The following is a 14,537-nucleotide window of genomic DNA, read 5'->3' on the forward strand; positions in this document are numbered from 1 at the left end:
CTCGTCCCCACGGAAGGCAAAGGCGGTCAAGGTGGACAACGGCAGCATCGGTGCCGACTCCGGAGCGAACACGTCGGCCACCCGCTACGGCCAGGCCTACGAGGGGCTTCGTTCCCTGCTTCTCTCGGGGAGCATGGCTCCCGGCACACGGTTGACCGAGGCGGACCTGACCCGGATGTTCGACGTGTCACGGAGCACCGTGCGGTCCGCGCTGGTGCGGCTGGTGCAGGAGGGCTACGTCACCAGCGAAGTCAATCGCGGGGTGCGGACGCGAAGCTTCACCGTGGCGGAGGCGGCGGACATCCTGGAGGCCCGCGAGACGCTGGAGTCGGCCCTGGCCGGCAAGGCGGCCGAGCGGGCCACCCCCGAGGAGATCGCGGACATGCGCCGCACGCTGCGGGACATGGAGGAGGCGAAGTCCCGCGGCGACCAGGACGCGTACTCCCGGTGCAACCGGCGCTTCCACCAGCAGATCAAGCAAGCCGCGCACCAGACGACGCTGGCCCGTGCCTACGACACGCTGCTCTACCCGCTGGTGATGCGCCAGTACCGCAACCTCTCGGCCCAGCACCCGAGGTCCGGGTCGCTGGAAGAGCACCAGGCCATCTTCCTCGCCGTCGTCACCCGCAACCCCGATGCGGCCGTCGCGGCGATGCGTCACCACGTCGGCTCCGCCCGCCGGGCGCTGCTGCTGGACAAGTCCCGGGCGCCGTCCGCCTGACGGCCCACCGGGACGGGAAGGACCCCATGCGCCACGTCGTGGCCACCGAAGCCGGTCCGGTCGAGGGCATACCGTGCCGGGACCGCTCCGTCACCGTCTTCCGTGGCATCCCCTACGCCGCCGCGCCGGTCGGCGACCTGCGCTGGCGACCGCCCCAGCCGCCGCCACGCTGGCCGGGAGTCCGGCGGGCCGACCGCTTCGGCCCCATGTGCCCGCAGGCACCGACCGACGCGGCCGCGACCGGCGTCGACGTGCCCATGAGCGAGGACTGCCTGTCCCTGAACATCTGGACGGGCGCGCCCTCTTCGGCGGAACTCCGCCCGGTCCTGGTGTGGATCTACGGCGGCGGGTTCCGCGAAGGCACCGGAGCGCATCCTCGCTACGACGGCGAGAACCTGGCGCGCGGAGGCACCGTTGTGGTTACCTTCAACTACCGCCTGGGCGCCTTCGGTTTCCTCGCCACCCCGGAGCTGAGCGAGGAGTCCGGGCACGGCTCCTCCGGCAACTACGGACTGCTCGACTGCGTCGCCGTCCTGCGCTGGGTGCGCGACAACATCGAGCACTTCGGCGGCGACCCGCGCCGGGTCACCGTCGCCGGCCAGTCCGCGGGCGCCGGCATGGTCAACTTCCTGGCCATGTCCCCACTGGCCAAGGGCATGTTCCACCGCGCCATCGCGCAGAGCCACGCCCGGTACGCAGGCGATCCCGAGCTGCGCTACCTGTGCACCTCCTACCGGCTGCCCGCCGACGCGGAGAAGGCCGGGGACCGCTACGCACGGGTGCACGGCGCACACACCGCCGACGAACTGCGCAACCTGCACTGGAGCAAGCTGATCGACGGCCACCAGCCGGTCGACACGGTGGTGGACACCGGCGGCTCGGCGGGGCCGCCCCTGTTCCGTCCCGTCGTCGACGGTTGGGCGATCCCCACCGGCTACGACGAGACATACGCCAAGGGTCTGCAGAACGACGTCGACTACCTCACCGGGAACAACCTCGACGAGGGCGGCGCGATCCCCGAGACGATGGTCGCCGGAGTGCGCTCCGGCCGCCAACGCGTCCGGCCGGGATCACCGCCCGTCCATGTGACCCTCGAACAGCACCGGGCGGCGGCACGACGCAAGTTCGGGCCGCTCGCCGAGGAGTTCCTGCGGCTCTACCCGGCCGGCACGGACGACGAGGCCGCACGGGCGAGCAGCCGCGCGGCGCGCGACAACTCACGCGTCTCCACCTACCTGTGGGGCGTGGACTGGAGCCGCCACACCGCCGGCAGCCTGCACACCTACTTCTGGACCCACCGTGCTCCGGCACCCGGTCCGGGACTGAGACGGGCCGGTCACGGTTCCGAGATCGACTACGTCTTCCGGAATCCCGTCGGCGGTACCGCGTCCTGGACCGAGGAGGACCAGGAGATCGCGCGGACCCTTTCCTCCTACTGGACCAACTTCGCCGCCACCGGCGATCCCAACGGCACCGGCCTGCCCCGCTGGCCCGCCTTCTCGCCGGACGCCGGCTCCGTCATGGAGATCGGCGAGCACTTCCGGTCCATCCCGGTCTCGGATCCGGTGCGCACCAACTTCTGGATCCGCTTCTTCTCCGACCAACAACCCTGGTGAACAAAGGAGTTCCCATGAGACAGCGCACGACCACCTCGACCCTCGCCCTGGCCTCGGCCACGATACTCGGCGCCGCCCTCCTGACCTCCTGCGCCGACGACGGCGCGACCTCGGTCGGCGCGGACGGCAAGACCACCGTCTCCGTGGGCGTCAGCGGCAACGTCTTCGACCTGTCCATCCGCCTCGCGGACAAGAACGGCTACTTCGACAAGCAGAACATCAAGATCAAGTACGTGACCCTGACCGCCTCGACCGGCACCTCGGCCCTGCAGTCCGGATCGGTGCAGTTCCTCAACTCCAGCCCCACCAGCTTCCTGGCCGGTCTCTCCAAGGGGCTGCCGGAGATATCGGTCGCCACCAACGGCGGAGGCAACCCGCTCGGCGTGGTCGTCAGCGACGAGTTCGCCAAGAAGCACAACCTGACCGCCGACACCCCCGCCGACCAGGTGGCCAAGGCCCTGGCCGACTCGACGGCCGGCGCCAGCTCCGCCAACACCAAGGCCGAGGCCGGCATCTTCCTCAGGGCCCACGGTGTCGACCCGGACAAGCTGAAGTGGGTCTCCCTGCCCAGCCCGGCCGCCGACAAGGCCTCCCTCGCCAAGGGCGAGGTCGACTGGTTCATCACCTCCCAGCCCATCCCGCTGCAGGTACAGCACGAGGGCGACGGAGTCGTCGTGGCCGACTCCTCCAAGGTCCCCGAGTGGGCCTACGAACAGGCGGGATACGGCCAGGTCGTCGTCGTGAAGGAGAGCTACGCGAAGAGCAACGGCGACACCGTCAAGGGGTTCGCCACCGCCGTCCAGCAGGCGACCGCCTACCTCGGTACGCACCCGTCCACCGACGAGAAGGTGCTGGCCGCGGCGCGCAGCACACTGCGGAGCGTGCCCGACGACGTGCTGAGCTCCTCCGTCTCCCAGGTGGACTGGCCCCGGACCGCCAAGCAGGACGCGGACGGATGGAAGAAGACCCTCGCGTTCGTGAAGGACGGCATCAAGGCGGTACCGGACGCCTCGGTGTCCTCCGACGACTGGACCAACACCTACCTGCCGTGAACGACCGACCCCAACCAGAAGGGAGCAGACCATGGCAACCGTCGCTGACAAGGCCGTGACCGAACCCGACGCGGACATCCCACCCCGTCCCGCCAAGAACGCCCGGGCACGCCTGCAGAGCACCGCCTCCGTCATCACCCTGCGCATCCTGGTGATCGTGGTCGCTCTGGTCCTGTGGCAGGTGATGAGCGGCCCCGTAGTACCCGAGTACGCGGTCAGCAAGCCCACCGAGGTGTACGACGCGCTCATCGACATGCTCGGTTCGGCGGCCGGATGGACCGACATCAAGGTCACCGCCATCGAAGTACTGGCCGGCTTCGGTCTCGGCGTCGCCGCCGGCACGGTGATGGGCCTCGTACTGGGGTCGTTCCCGCTCATGGGGCGGGTGCTCGAACCGCTCGTCGCGGCCATCAACGGAATTCCGAAGATCGCGCTCGCTCCGCTGTTCCTGCTGTTCTTCGGCATCGGTTCCTGGTCGAAGATCACCATCGCCATGACCGGTGTCGCCTTCGTCGTCTTCTACAACATCTACCTCGGCCTCCGGCTGAGGGAACGCGAACTCGTCGAGGTCGTCCAGGTCATGGGCGGCCGCAAGCACCACGTCCTCGGCTACGTGACGATCCCGACCCTGGCCGCCCCGTTCTTCGCCGCACTCAAGACGGGCGGGCCGCTGGCCATCCTCGGCGTCATCGGCGCCGAGTTCATCGCCTCCTCCGAGGGGGTCGGGCACGAACTGTTCACCTCGGCACAGAACCTCGACGCGGCCCGCGAGTTCGCCGGCCTGATCGTCCTCGTCGCCATGACACTCACCCTCAACGGCGTCCTGTCCGCCCTCGACGGATACGCGCTCAAGCGCCTCGGACTCGCCGCCCGCCGCCGTCCGCAGCCCAAGAGCTGAACTCGCACATCTCACGAGGAGAAAGGCGCATCCCGATGAACGACTTCCCCCACGCTCCACCCGGCGCCTCCCAGGAGGGCGAACCACCACCCCGGCGCCCCTCCCGCAGAAAAGTGCTGGCAGCCATCGCGGTGTCGGCCGCGGCCACCGCGCCGCTGCTCTCGGCCGGGCCGGCCGACGCCGCACCGGACCGCCGCGGTGACCTGCTCTACATCGGCACCTGGAAGCAGAACCAGGTCCACGCGGTGCGTTTTGACCCCGGAGACGGGACCATGACGTCGCTCGGGCCCGTGGCCCAGGTCAGCTCGAACTGGGTCGTGGCACACCCCGCCCGCCCGGTCCTCTACGTCGCCGGCGACGAGCAGGGCGGGTACATCAGGGTCTTCCACATCGACGACGGCTCGGGCGCGCTGCACCAGGTCGGCGAGCTCGCGACCGAATCGGCCCCGGGTGTCACCGGCGGCCTGTCGTACTTCGGGTTGACCGCGGACGCGGAGACCCTGCTGGCCGCGGACTTCCCGGCCGGCACGGCGGTGACCGTGCCGGTGCACTCGGACGGCGGTCTCGGTTCCGTGGCCTCCCGCGTGCAGGACACCGGCTCCGGACCCAACCCGCGTCAGCAGGGCCCCCACCCCCACCACGTGGTCGTCGACCCCAGCGGCAGCTACGTACTGGTCGCGGACTTCGGCGCCGACCGTGTCTTCGTCTACGAGTACGACGCCGCCACACGGCGGATGTCCCGCGGCACACCCGACGGCCCCGGCGCCTACGCGACGGCACCGGGATCGGGCCCGCGGCGCCTGGCCTTCCACCCGCATGGACGCGCGGTCTACCTGCTGAACGAACTCACCGCCGACATCCAAGTGCTGCACTGGGACCGACGACACGGTGTGCTGACGACCCATCAGATCCTGTCGACGAACGCGCCGGACCACACGGGAACGACGAGCGCCGCCGAACTGGCCGTCAGCCGGGACGGCCGCTTCGTCTACACGTCCAACCGCGGCGACAACACCCTGGTCGTCTTCTCGGCGAACCCGGGAACCGGCCTCCTCACCGAGATCCAGCGCATCCCCTGCGGGGGCGTCACCCCTTGGAGCTTCTCCCTGCACCCCGACGGACGGTGGTTGTTCGTCGCGAACGAGGCGAGCGGCACGGTGAACCTCTTCCGCGTCGACCCGTCATCCGGGCGCCTCACGGACACGGGCAACTCGGTCGCTGTGCCCTACCCGGACTGCATCACCTTCCGCGTCGGAGGCCGTCGGCACGCTGCCGGACGCTCCTGACCCCCCCCGGGGGATTCTCCGAGCGAGGGAGCCACTACGGAGCCCTGCGCCGCGCCTACGTGCTCACACAACACCGCACGGTTGTCCGGTGCCGCTGCACCGCTTTCAGGATCTGGTGACAGGAGAAATGCCATGAGGCTCCACCACAGACGTTCCCCAGTCTTCGCGGGAGGCTCGCCGTCGGCTGCCGCCGGCAGCCGGACCGTGGCCGTGGTGACGACCGTGGCGCTCGGTTCCGCGTTGCTGTCGGCGTGCGGCGACACGGCCGCACCCGGCTCGGACGGGACCGACACGGTCACCGTCGGGGTTGCGGGCAACATCTTCGACGTTCCACTGCGGGTCGCGGATGCTCAGGGCTACTTCAGCAAGAGGGGGCTGAAGGTCGAGTTCGTGACGGTGACGGCCGCGACGGGTATGCCGTCCCTGCAGTCGGGTTCCCTGCAGTTCCTCAACTCCAGCCCGACCGGTTTCCTCGGTGCCCTGGCCAAGGGCACTCCAGTGGTCGCGGTCGGGGTGGACGGGCTCGGAAACCCGCTGGGTCTCGTCGTCAGCAAGGATTTCGCCCAGCAGCACGGGCTGACCGCCAAGTCTCCGGCGGACACCGTGGCCAGGGCGCTGGAGGGGTCGACCGGCGGTTCCAGCTCGGCCAACACGAAGGCCGAGGCGGAGATGTTCCTCAAGGACAACGGTGTTGACCCCGGCGAGGTCGACTGGGTGTCACTGCCCAGTCCGAGTGCGGACAAGGCCGCACTCGACGAGGGCCGGATCGACTGGTTCGTCACTTCGGAGCCGCTTCCGCTGCAGATCCAGCATGCCGGCGATGGGGTCGTGGTGGCCAACTCGCGTACGGTGCCCGAGTGGTCGAGCGACTATGCCGGCTACGGCCAGGTCGTTGTGGCACGCAAGAGTTTCGCCGGTGAGCACGCGGACACGGTCAGGAAGTTCGCCGGCGCGGTGCGGGAAGGAACCGCCTACCTGGCCAAGCACGTGAACGACCCGTCCGTGGTGCCGGTCGCGAAACAGGTCATGCCCGGCGTCCCCGACTCGGTGGTGCAGGCCGGCATCCAGGAGGTCGAGTGGCCGCTGTTCGTGGACATGGACGCGCCGACCTGGAGGAGGACGCGCGCGTTCGTCGATGAACTGGGCGCCCTGCCCGACGGGGCGAAAATCACCACGGACGACTGGACCAACGAATACGTGCGATGACACGGTGCGACGTGTTTCCGGCCGACTGTGGAGAGAACGGGCGGGAATCTGCGTAGGGGCAGCGCGGCAATATTAATTCCTCTTCTGTATCCATTCGGAAAATCCAGTAGTCGACGAACAGGAGCTGGTAAATCCATGTCACCCAGCATGAAACGACGAGCATTCCTGGCGGCCGGTGCGGGCGTTGCGGGTGCCACCCTGTTACCCCGGCCGTTCGCCGTTGCGGCCGCGGGCCCGGGGAAGAAGGGCGTGATGCTGATGAACCGGATCGGACCGTCCTCGTCCGATCTGTTCATCTCCGACCTCGACGGCTCGAACGAGCGCAAACTGCTGCGAAACACGGGTTTCGACCACCACGGCACTTTCGCTCCCGACGGCCGATCGGTGGTCTTCACCTCGGCACGGGCCGGCGACGGCAACTCGTCCCTGTACCGGGCTCGCGCCGACGGGAGCGGGGTCGAGCCGCTCGTGACCGGGCCCGCGGTCGACGACGTCGGCGCACTGTCTCCGGACGGGAACAGGCTGGCGTTCGTTTCCACACGCGGAGACCACAAGGCGCACATCTGGCTGCTGGATCTGCGCTCGCACAGACTGCGAAATCTCACGGCGAGCAAAGAGGTGGCAGGTGATCCCGCGGGCCCCGACTGCTACTTCCGTCCCGCGTGGTCGCCCGACGGCCGGTGGATCGCGTTCTCCAGCGACCGGAACACGATCTGGCGGGGCCACGACAACGGGGTCGGCTGGGAGCACACGCAAGAACTCAGCATCTACGTCATCCGGCCGGACGGCACCGGCTTCCGTCAGGTCGCGAGCAAGCCTGGATACTGTCTGGGCTCGCCGAAGTGGTCGCCGGACGGCCGGCGGATCGTCTACTACGAGATCACCACCGAAGGGACCTGGAACGCCCACCGTCCCGAGGGCATCGGTCGCGTCGAGTCCCAGATCGTCTCCGTCGACGTCACCACCGGGGACCGTGTCGAGCACACGACCGGCCCCGGCCTGAAACTGGCTCCCCAGTTCATCGACGCCACCGAGATCGGATACCTCGTCAAGGGCGGTCCCGACGAGGGGCTCGCCTACACAACGGACAGGCCGGCCGTCAAACGGTCCCTGCGCTCGCCCGCCTGGTCGCCGGACGGCAAGTCGGTGATCTACGAGAAAGTCGGCTTCACGACCCGACCGCTGGACTCGCCCCTGTACAGCTGGGACCGGGATTGGGAATACCGCCATTGCGACGTCTTCCCGGTGCTGTCCCGGCAGGGCCGCATCGCGATCACGGAGAAGCAGCTCGGCAACTCCTCGATCGTCACCATGCTCCCCGACGGCTCCGACCGCCGCGTCGTCTTCGACCCCGCGGGCAAGATCAGCGACCCGCTACCGGGCTCGATCGGCGCCTACCGGCCCGCGTGGTCACCGGACGGCGAGTGGATCGTGTCCGGCCTGGGCACCTGGTTCCGGGAAGACGCTCCGAGCAACGTCGTCATACGGGTGCGCAGCGACGGGTCGGAGTGGGAGACACTGACGGACGGTACATCCAACTCCGGCTTTCCGAGCTACTCGGCGGACGGCAACGAAATCGTCTATCGCGTATGGGGCGGGGAGGAAAAGGGGTTGCGCATCCTTGACCTACGCACCCGCACGACGCGCGTGCTCACCGACGACTACGACAATCTCCCCGACTGGTCGCCGGACGGAAAGCTCATCCTCTTCACCCGCAAGACGGCCGGCGTCAATTTCGACGTGTACACCATCCGTCCCGACGGAAGCGACTTGCGGTGCCTGACCGACAGCGGCGCCAATGACGCCCACGCGGTCTGGAACCACGACGGGCGCATTCTGTACAACAGCGGCATGTACGGATTCCGGGAAGAAGCCGCCCTGTACGACGACACCTTCCAGTCGTACGGCCAGATCTTCAGCATGAACGCGGACGGCTCCGGCAAGCGGATGCTGACCGACAGCCTGTGGGAGGACTCGATGCCTCTCTTCCTCACCCAGGACGTGCTCCGCCGGCAGGCATAGGAATCCTGAGCAGTCGCCGTGTCGTGGTCATGGGCGACACCCATTGCCCGCGACACGGCGACCGCACTCCAGGCGGTGGGCGGGTCGTGTCACCTCACTGGGACAGCACACTCTGCGGGAGGTAGATGGGCATGGAGTCCTCCCACTGGCTGTCGGTGAGCAGTCGCTTGCCGGAGCCGTCCGCCTTCATGCTCATGATCTGGCCGTAGGGCTGGAAGGTGTTGTCGTACAGCGCCGCCTCCTCCCGGAAGCCGTACATTCCGCTGTTGTAGAGGATGCTCCCGTCGTAACTCCAGACGGCGTGCCCGTCATTGGCGCCACTGCTGGTGAGGACCCGCAGGTCGCTGCCGTCGGGCCGGATGGTGCACACGTCGAAGTCGGTCGCGCTGGTCTTGCGGGTGAAGAGGACGAGCTTGCCGTCCGGGGACCAGTCCGGCAGGTTGTCGGACTCGGTGGTCAGTACGGTCGTCGACCCGGTGGTGAGGTCGAGGATGCGCAGGCCGTTCTCCTGTCCCCACACGCGGTAGACGATCCTGTTGCCGTCCGCGGAGTAGCTCGGGAAGCCGGCGTTGGTGGAGTCGTCCGTGAGCGCCTCCGCTCCCGTGCCGTCACTGCGCACCCGCCAGATCGCGGCCGCCATGGTCGCGCGCTCCTGGAACCATCCGCCGAGACCGAACGCGAGCCATTCTCCGTCCGGCGACCATGCGGGCCGGAACGCGCCGGCCAGGCCCTTCGCCAGCAGTTCCGGATCGAGTCCGCTGTCGGCGGTGTTGAACACCACCTTGAGGTCGGAGCCGTCCGGCTTCAGGGTGACGATCGAGGAGTTGGCGAAGCCGGTCTGCTTCTCCGTGATCGCGAGCCGGCCCTGCCGGGAGACGATGGGGAAGACGTCGCAGAAGCGGTACTCCCAGTCCGAGTCCCAGGTGTAGAGGGCCTGGTCGAGCTCACGGCTGGTGAAGTCCTGCTTCTCGTAGATCACCGACTTGCCGTCGGGTGACCAGACCGGGGAGCGCAGCGACCGTTTGAGGGGAGCCCTGCCGGATGTGTAGGCGAGGCCTTCGTCGGCTCCGCCCTTGACGAGGTAGCCGATCTCGGTGTTGGTCACGTACTGGGGCGAGACCTTCAGGTTGGGCCCGGAGGTGTGCACGACGCGGTCGGCGCCCGTCTCGGCGTCGACCGAGACGATCTGGGACTCGACGACCCCGATGTCCTCCGGGCGGTGGGCGCCCCAGGTTCCTTCGGTGGTGATCTCGTAGTAGACGATCCGCCGGCCGTCCGGCGACCACTTCGGTGAGCCGAGACAGTACCCGGGCTTGGTCGCGACCTGGTGGAAGCCGGTACCGTCCGGCCGGATGACGTAGATGCTCAGCTCCTGGGTGTGTTCCCAGCCCTTGCCGTCGTCGTGGCCGCGCCAGGCCGTGTTCCGGTCGGAGGAGAACGCGATCCACTGCCCGTCCGGCGACCAGACAGGCCGGAAGTGGCAGTCGGGACTGCTGGGGTCGCCGGCGAGTGCCGCGGTACCGGTCAGGTTGGTCAGGGCCCCGGTCTTCATGTCCCTCAGCCAGATCCTCGAGAGGTGATCGGCCGAGCGGGTGGAGGAGAAGGCCAGTGTGCGCCCGTCCGGCGAAAGGACGGCGCTGTCGTTCACCGACGGCCCGGTGACGAGGGGCTGGACACCCACCGCCTGACCGGATCCGTTCAGGCTGCCCCAATAGATGTTGGAGTTGCCGTCTCCGGTGCGTTCCGAGGTGAAGAACACGCTCTTGCCGTCGGGGGAGAAGTTGGCGTGGCGGTCGAACGCGGCGCTCTTGCTGTCCAGCAGCCTGCGTTCGTTCGATCCGTCGATCTTGGCGATGTACAGAGTCGACGAAGACGGGCCGATGCGGTTCATCAGCATCACACCCTTCTTGCCGGCGCTCGCGGCCGCCACGGCGAAGGAGCTGGGCAGTAAGGCGGTGGCAGCTGCCGCACTGGCTGCCAGGAACGATCGACGATTGAGCTTGTGTGTCATGTCTGCGTCAAGCCTTTCGTTGTTGTTGTGCGTGCAACTTCAGGGGAAGGGGGTGCTGTTCGGCGGAGGCCGTCGTCCTGCCGGTGAGAGGGGTGGGCAGGCCCGGGCCGCGCGTCCGTCGGCTGTGGCTCGGTTCGTGCCCCAGCGGCTGCGTGGTGGTACGTGGTGCGTACGGTCACGCGCCGTTGTGCAGATTGTCGAACAACTTGCGAGCGACCGTAACACCGCCGTAAGAGACCGACAAGAAGTCTGCACGAGATGGTGTGTGGCTAACCGGTGACCTCTCGCGGGTGCCTCGGGTATTGTTGGACAAAACTTCAAGGAGTCCGGTTGTCGGACTGCGTCAGCCGTGCGAACGGGCGGTGGCCGGCCCCGCAACTCCCTTACAACGAGGGCGGGCACCGCCGCGAGTGCCGGACATACTGCTCGGTAGCCAGCACTCCTCTTCGAGAGTTACAGGTGATCATGTGAACGCCAGTTCCGACGACAGGGCGGTCGACACCGGCAAAGCCGCCTCGAACCGGCACGGTCGGGCATACGAGGGCCTACGCTCGCTGCTGCTGTCGGGGAGCTTCGAACCGGGCACGCGGCTGACCGAGGCGGAGTTGACCCAGAGGTTCGGCGTCTCGAGGACCACCATGAGAGCCGTCCTGGTCCAGTTGGCCCAGGAGGGATACGTCACCAGCGAAGTCAACAGAGGTGTTCGCACACGCCACTTCTCGGTCGAGGAGGCGATGGACATCCTGGAGGCACGCGAAACCCTGGAATCCGCTCTGGCCGGCAAGGCCGCCGAACGCGCGACCGAGGAGGAGACCGAGGAGCTGCGCCGAACCCTGGACGCCATGTCGGACTGTCAGGCACGAGGGGATCAGGCGGGATACTCCCAGGGCAATCGCACCTTCCACCAGCAAGTGAAGCTCGCGGCTCACCAGCAGACCCTGGCCCTGGCCTACGACAGACTCCTCTACCCCCTCGTGATGCGGCAGTACCGCAACCTCTCCGCGCCGCATCCGCGTTCCGGTTCGCTCGAGGAACACCAGGCCATCTTCCTCGCGATCCTCACGCGCAACCCCGACGCGGCCGTCGCCGCGATGCGTCACCACGTCGGCTCCGCACGCAGAGCCCTGCTGCTGCGGGCGGGCCGCAACGGCGCGGAATCCGAATCCGAATCCGAATCCGGATCCGGTGTCACGGGCGGCGACTTGGCCACGAACACGGCCGACCCACTGCAGACGTCGGAAGTGTAGGGAACCCCGACGTCAGCCCGTCCGTGCCATCGTCGCGCCACTTCGATGCGGGGCGTGGCCCACCCGCGGCTGCGAAACACAGGACGGAGGCACGGAACTCAAGTGACGGACGCGCAGAGCCGAGCAGATACGCATGCCGCGAGGGCGGAGAAGCCGAAGGAACCGATCTTCACGCTTCCCTTCATCGGTTTGATGACGTCCAACGGACTGCTGCGCATCTGCACGAACATGCTCATCACACTCGTGCCGCTCTACGTCCTCGAGCACGGCGCCTCCACCACGGTGGCCGGGCTGACCACGACGGTCTACATGATGGCGGCGATGGTCGTGCGGCCCTTGTCCGGAAGACTCGTGGACACCCGTGGCCGCTTCGCCGTGATGGTGTTCGGTTCCCTGCTGTTCTGCGTCGCGACCGGCCTGTACGCGCTCGCGATGCCCGTGTGGATGCTGCTGGCGGTTCGTGTGATACAGGGGCTGGGCTTCAGCTTCAACGGCACGGCCGTGATGACGCTCGCCACGGATCTGATTCCGGAGAGCCGAATGGCGGAGGGAATCGGCTACCTGGGCATGGAGCAGACGGTCGCCCAACTCTTCGCTCCCTGGCTCGCCCTTGCGGTGAAGAACGCCTACGGGTACAGCGCGGTGTTCGCTCTCGTCTTTGGGTTCGCCACGCTGAACCTGGTCCTCCGTATTCCGCTGAAGCGCGTGGCGGCGCAGGTGCGCGCCGGCCAGAGCAGGGACGACCGCGCTGTACCCGCCGCGGCCGGGACAGAACCGGAAACGGGCGGTCCCCCGTCGAGTGGGGCCGAGGCGGTCCGAGCCCGGGAGCCCTGGTGGAGCAGGGTCATAGAGCGGAACGTGTGGCGCCCTGCCATGATCATGTTTTTCCTCATGCTGGGACCGACGTCCATCAACACGTTCATGGCGGCATACACGGTCGGGCGCGGCATCTCCAACCCCGGTTCCTTCTTCACCGCGAGCGCGGTGACGCTCGCGGCCGCCCGGCTCTGCACCGGTCGGATGCAGCGCCGTTTCGGAACGGCATGGACCATCGCCCCGGGCATCGGGTCGGTCGCCGTCGCTCTCGCGCTCGTGGGCTGGTCACCGAACCTGGTGGTGCTCATGGCCGCCGGCGCCTGCTACGGCTGGGGCATGGGCACGGCTCATCCCGGGATCAACGCGCTCGCTGTCCTGTCCGCCGACAGGACGAGGCGGGGCCGGTCGAACGCCACGTTGTTCATGGCCATGGACCTCTCCAGAGCGTTCGGCGCGGTGGCGCTGGGCGGACTGGCGGGTCTCACCGGCATCGGCAGTGTCTTCGTCGCCTCGTCCGGCGTGGTCGCCGCCACATCCTTGACCTACCTGGGGCTGCGGGCCCGCGGCCTGGTGAAGTGAGCCTTTGAACCACTCGCTGAGGAATTCCAGAAAGACGGTGACCTTGCGAGGCGCGGGCTGTCCGGGGCCGTAGATCGCGTACAGCGAGCGTTCGGGGACGGCGTGGCCGGGGAGCAGTATCTCAAGATTGCCGGCGAGCAGATCGTCGCAGGCCGACCGCAGCGGCAGCAGAGCAATGCCGCGACCGTGGATCGCCGCCTTCTGCAGGGCGGAGTAGGAGTTGGAGGAGAACACCACGTTGCGGATTTTGTGCAGGGTGGACCCCGGGCCATGGCCCAGTCGCCAGACAGGTTCGTTCACGTGGACGAGACAGTCATGTGCAGCCAGGTCGTTCGGGTGTGCCAACGAGCGGTGCCGGTCGATGTAGTCCTTGGAGGCGCACAGGACGAACGGGAGGGAAGTGATCTTCTTGAGCCGGACGCCCGAATCCGGCAGGTCCCGGGTGTGCAGTGCGACGTCGAAGCCGCTGTCCAGGAAGTCGTAGGTTCGGTCCGACATGCCGCCCATCTCGAAGCGCACGGCAATTTTGCGGTGCGCGGCGGAAAACGCGGCGATCGCGTCGCCGACGTCAAGACTTCCGATCCACTTGGGGGAGATGACGCTCAGGCTTCCTTCCGCCCGATCATGCAGATCCGCGATGCTGGCGTCCTCTGCCTCTATCTCCTTGAGGATGCGAGTGGCGAAATCCGAGTAGCGCACACCTGGTTCGGTGAGAGTCACGGAGCGGGCCGTGCGATTGACGAGTCGCACACCGATCTGCCGCTCCAGTTCCGCGACGTGACGCGAAACGAGCGAACCCGAGGAGTTGAGAACTCTGGCGGCCGCGCTGAAGCTGCCGAGCTGCGAGACAGTGACGAACGTGCGCATCAGCAGGAGACGGTCCATGGGGTTTCTCCCCTCCTCCTCGCCTCGGAGCCGTACGAGGGTCTTGCGAGGTCAGGCGACATGATCGCTGCCTTGACCTGATGGGGCCGCCGGCTGATCGACCGGCCTCGGCGGCGCAGTCCCGCCCGGACAACCAGATCGTTTTAGTGATGATAGCAGGAGAAGCGGGAAGAGCTGAGTTCGTGGGTGGCCGGCCGC

The 14,537-nt window shown here is 67.9% G+C and carries 10 protein-coding genes and 1 pseudogene; 9 read left to right on the plus strand and 2 right to left on the minus strand.

The window, feature by feature from the left end; genetic code table 11:
- The first annotated feature begins 31 nt into the window (after positions 1 to 31).
- The 7 genes from ABS735_RS13030 (at position 32) to ABS735_RS13060 (ending at position 8,801) form a co-directional block, all read left to right on the plus strand.
- Positions 32 to 721 (plus strand): GntR family transcriptional regulator, encoded by a 690-nt coding sequence (locus tag ABS735_RS13030; protein WP_373905902.1) that lies wholly within the window; start codon positions 32 to 34, stop codon positions 719 to 721.
- Positions 722 to 747: 26 nt separating this feature from the next.
- The gene (locus ABS735_RS13035) at positions 748 to 2,337 is read left to right on the plus strand and encodes a carboxylesterase/lipase family protein (protein WP_373905901.1); all 1,590 of its coding nucleotides are present in this window, start codon (positions 748 to 750) and stop codon (positions 2,335 to 2,337) included.
- A gap of 14 nt (positions 2,338 to 2,351) precedes the next feature.
- A complete protein-coding gene (locus ABS735_RS13040; protein WP_373905900.1) occupies positions 2,352 to 3,389 on the plus strand; it encodes an ABC transporter substrate-binding protein in 1,038 nt (345 codons plus the stop codon).
- A gap of 31 nt (positions 3,390 to 3,420) precedes the next feature.
- Positions 3,421 to 4,287, plus strand: coding sequence for an ABC transporter permease (locus ABS735_RS13045; RefSeq protein WP_373905899.1), 867 nt, complete (start codon positions 3,421 to 3,423; stop codon positions 4,285 to 4,287).
- Between the two features lie 35 nt (positions 4,288 to 4,322).
- Positions 4,323 to 5,573 carry a lactonase family protein gene (locus ABS735_RS13050; RefSeq protein ID WP_373905898.1) on the plus strand — a complete coding sequence of 417 codons (1,251 nt, stop codon included), beginning with the start codon at positions 4,323 to 4,325 and terminating at the stop codon, positions 5,571 to 5,573.
- Between the two features lie 213 nt (positions 5,574 to 5,786).
- Positions 5,787 to 6,779: an ABC transporter substrate-binding protein gene (locus ABS735_RS13055; RefSeq protein WP_373905897.1), complete on the plus strand. Its 993-nt coding sequence runs from the start codon at positions 5,787 to 5,789 to the stop codon at positions 6,777 to 6,779.
- A gap of 27 nt (positions 6,780 to 6,806) precedes the next feature.
- Positions 6,807 to 8,801 carry a TolB family protein gene (locus ABS735_RS13060; RefSeq protein WP_373905896.1) on the plus strand — a complete coding sequence of 665 codons (1,995 nt, stop codon included), beginning with the start codon at positions 6,807 to 6,809 and terminating at the stop codon, positions 8,799 to 8,801.
- Positions 8,802 to 8,895: 94 nt separating this feature from the next.
- Here ABS735_RS13060 and ABS735_RS13065 read toward each other — a convergent pair whose 3' ends face one another.
- Positions 8,896 to 10,812, minus strand: coding sequence for a TolB family protein (locus tag ABS735_RS13065; RefSeq protein WP_373905895.1), 1,917 nt, complete (start codon positions 10,810 to 10,812; stop codon positions 8,896 to 8,898).
- 467 nt (positions 10,813 to 11,279) lie between these two features.
- Here ABS735_RS13065 and ABS735_RS13070 point away from each other — a divergent pair, with 467 nt between their 5' ends.
- Both ABS735_RS13070 and ABS735_RS13075 read left to right on the plus strand, forming a co-directional pair.
- Positions 11,280 to 12,059, plus strand: coding sequence for a GntR family transcriptional regulator (locus tag ABS735_RS13070; RefSeq protein ID WP_373905894.1), 780 nt, complete (start codon positions 11,280 to 11,282; stop codon positions 12,057 to 12,059).
- Positions 12,060 to 12,104: 45 nt separating this feature from the next.
- Positions 12,105 to 13,454 (plus strand): MFS transporter, encoded by a 1,350-nt coding sequence (locus ABS735_RS13075; RefSeq protein WP_373905893.1) that lies wholly within the window; start codon positions 12,105 to 12,107, stop codon positions 13,452 to 13,454.
- On the opposite strand, the pseudogene ABS735_RS13080 reads toward ABS735_RS13075, so the two are convergent.
- Positions 13,452 to 14,339, minus strand: a pseudogene (locus ABS735_RS13080) (LysR family transcriptional regulator); the annotation flags it as partial. The gene ABS735_RS13075 and the pseudogene ABS735_RS13080 overlap by 3 nt on opposite strands.
- Between the last annotated feature and the right edge of the window lie 198 nt (positions 14,340 to 14,537).

This window comes from Streptomyces sp. MMCC 100, assembly GCF_041538145.2.
Lineage (GTDB): Bacteria > Actinomycetota > Actinomycetes > Streptomycetales > Streptomycetaceae > Streptomyces.

Bases quoted from the DNA above. Each gene is read 5' to 3' on its own strand.
- ABS735_RS13075 (WP_373905893.1), top strand. From the start codon at position 12,105: ATGCGGGGCGTGGCCCACCCGCGGCTGCGAAACACAGGACGGAGGCAC.
- ABS735_RS13065 (WP_373905895.1), bottom strand. From the start codon at position 10,812: ATGACACACAAGCTCAATCGTCGATCGTTCCTGGCAGCCAGTGCGGCA.
- ABS735_RS13045 (WP_373905899.1), top strand. From the start codon at position 3,421: ATGGCAACCGTCGCTGACAAGGCCGTGACCGAACCCGACGCGGACATC.
- ABS735_RS13040 (WP_373905900.1), top strand. From the start codon at position 2,352: ATGAGACAGCGCACGACCACCTCGACCCTCGCCCTGGCCTCGGCCACG.
- ABS735_RS13050 (WP_373905898.1), top strand. From the start codon at position 4,323: ATGAACGACTTCCCCCACGCTCCACCCGGCGCCTCCCAGGAGGGCGAA.
- ABS735_RS13035 (WP_373905901.1), top strand. From the start codon at position 748: ATGCGCCACGTCGTGGCCACCGAAGCCGGTCCGGTCGAGGGCATACCG.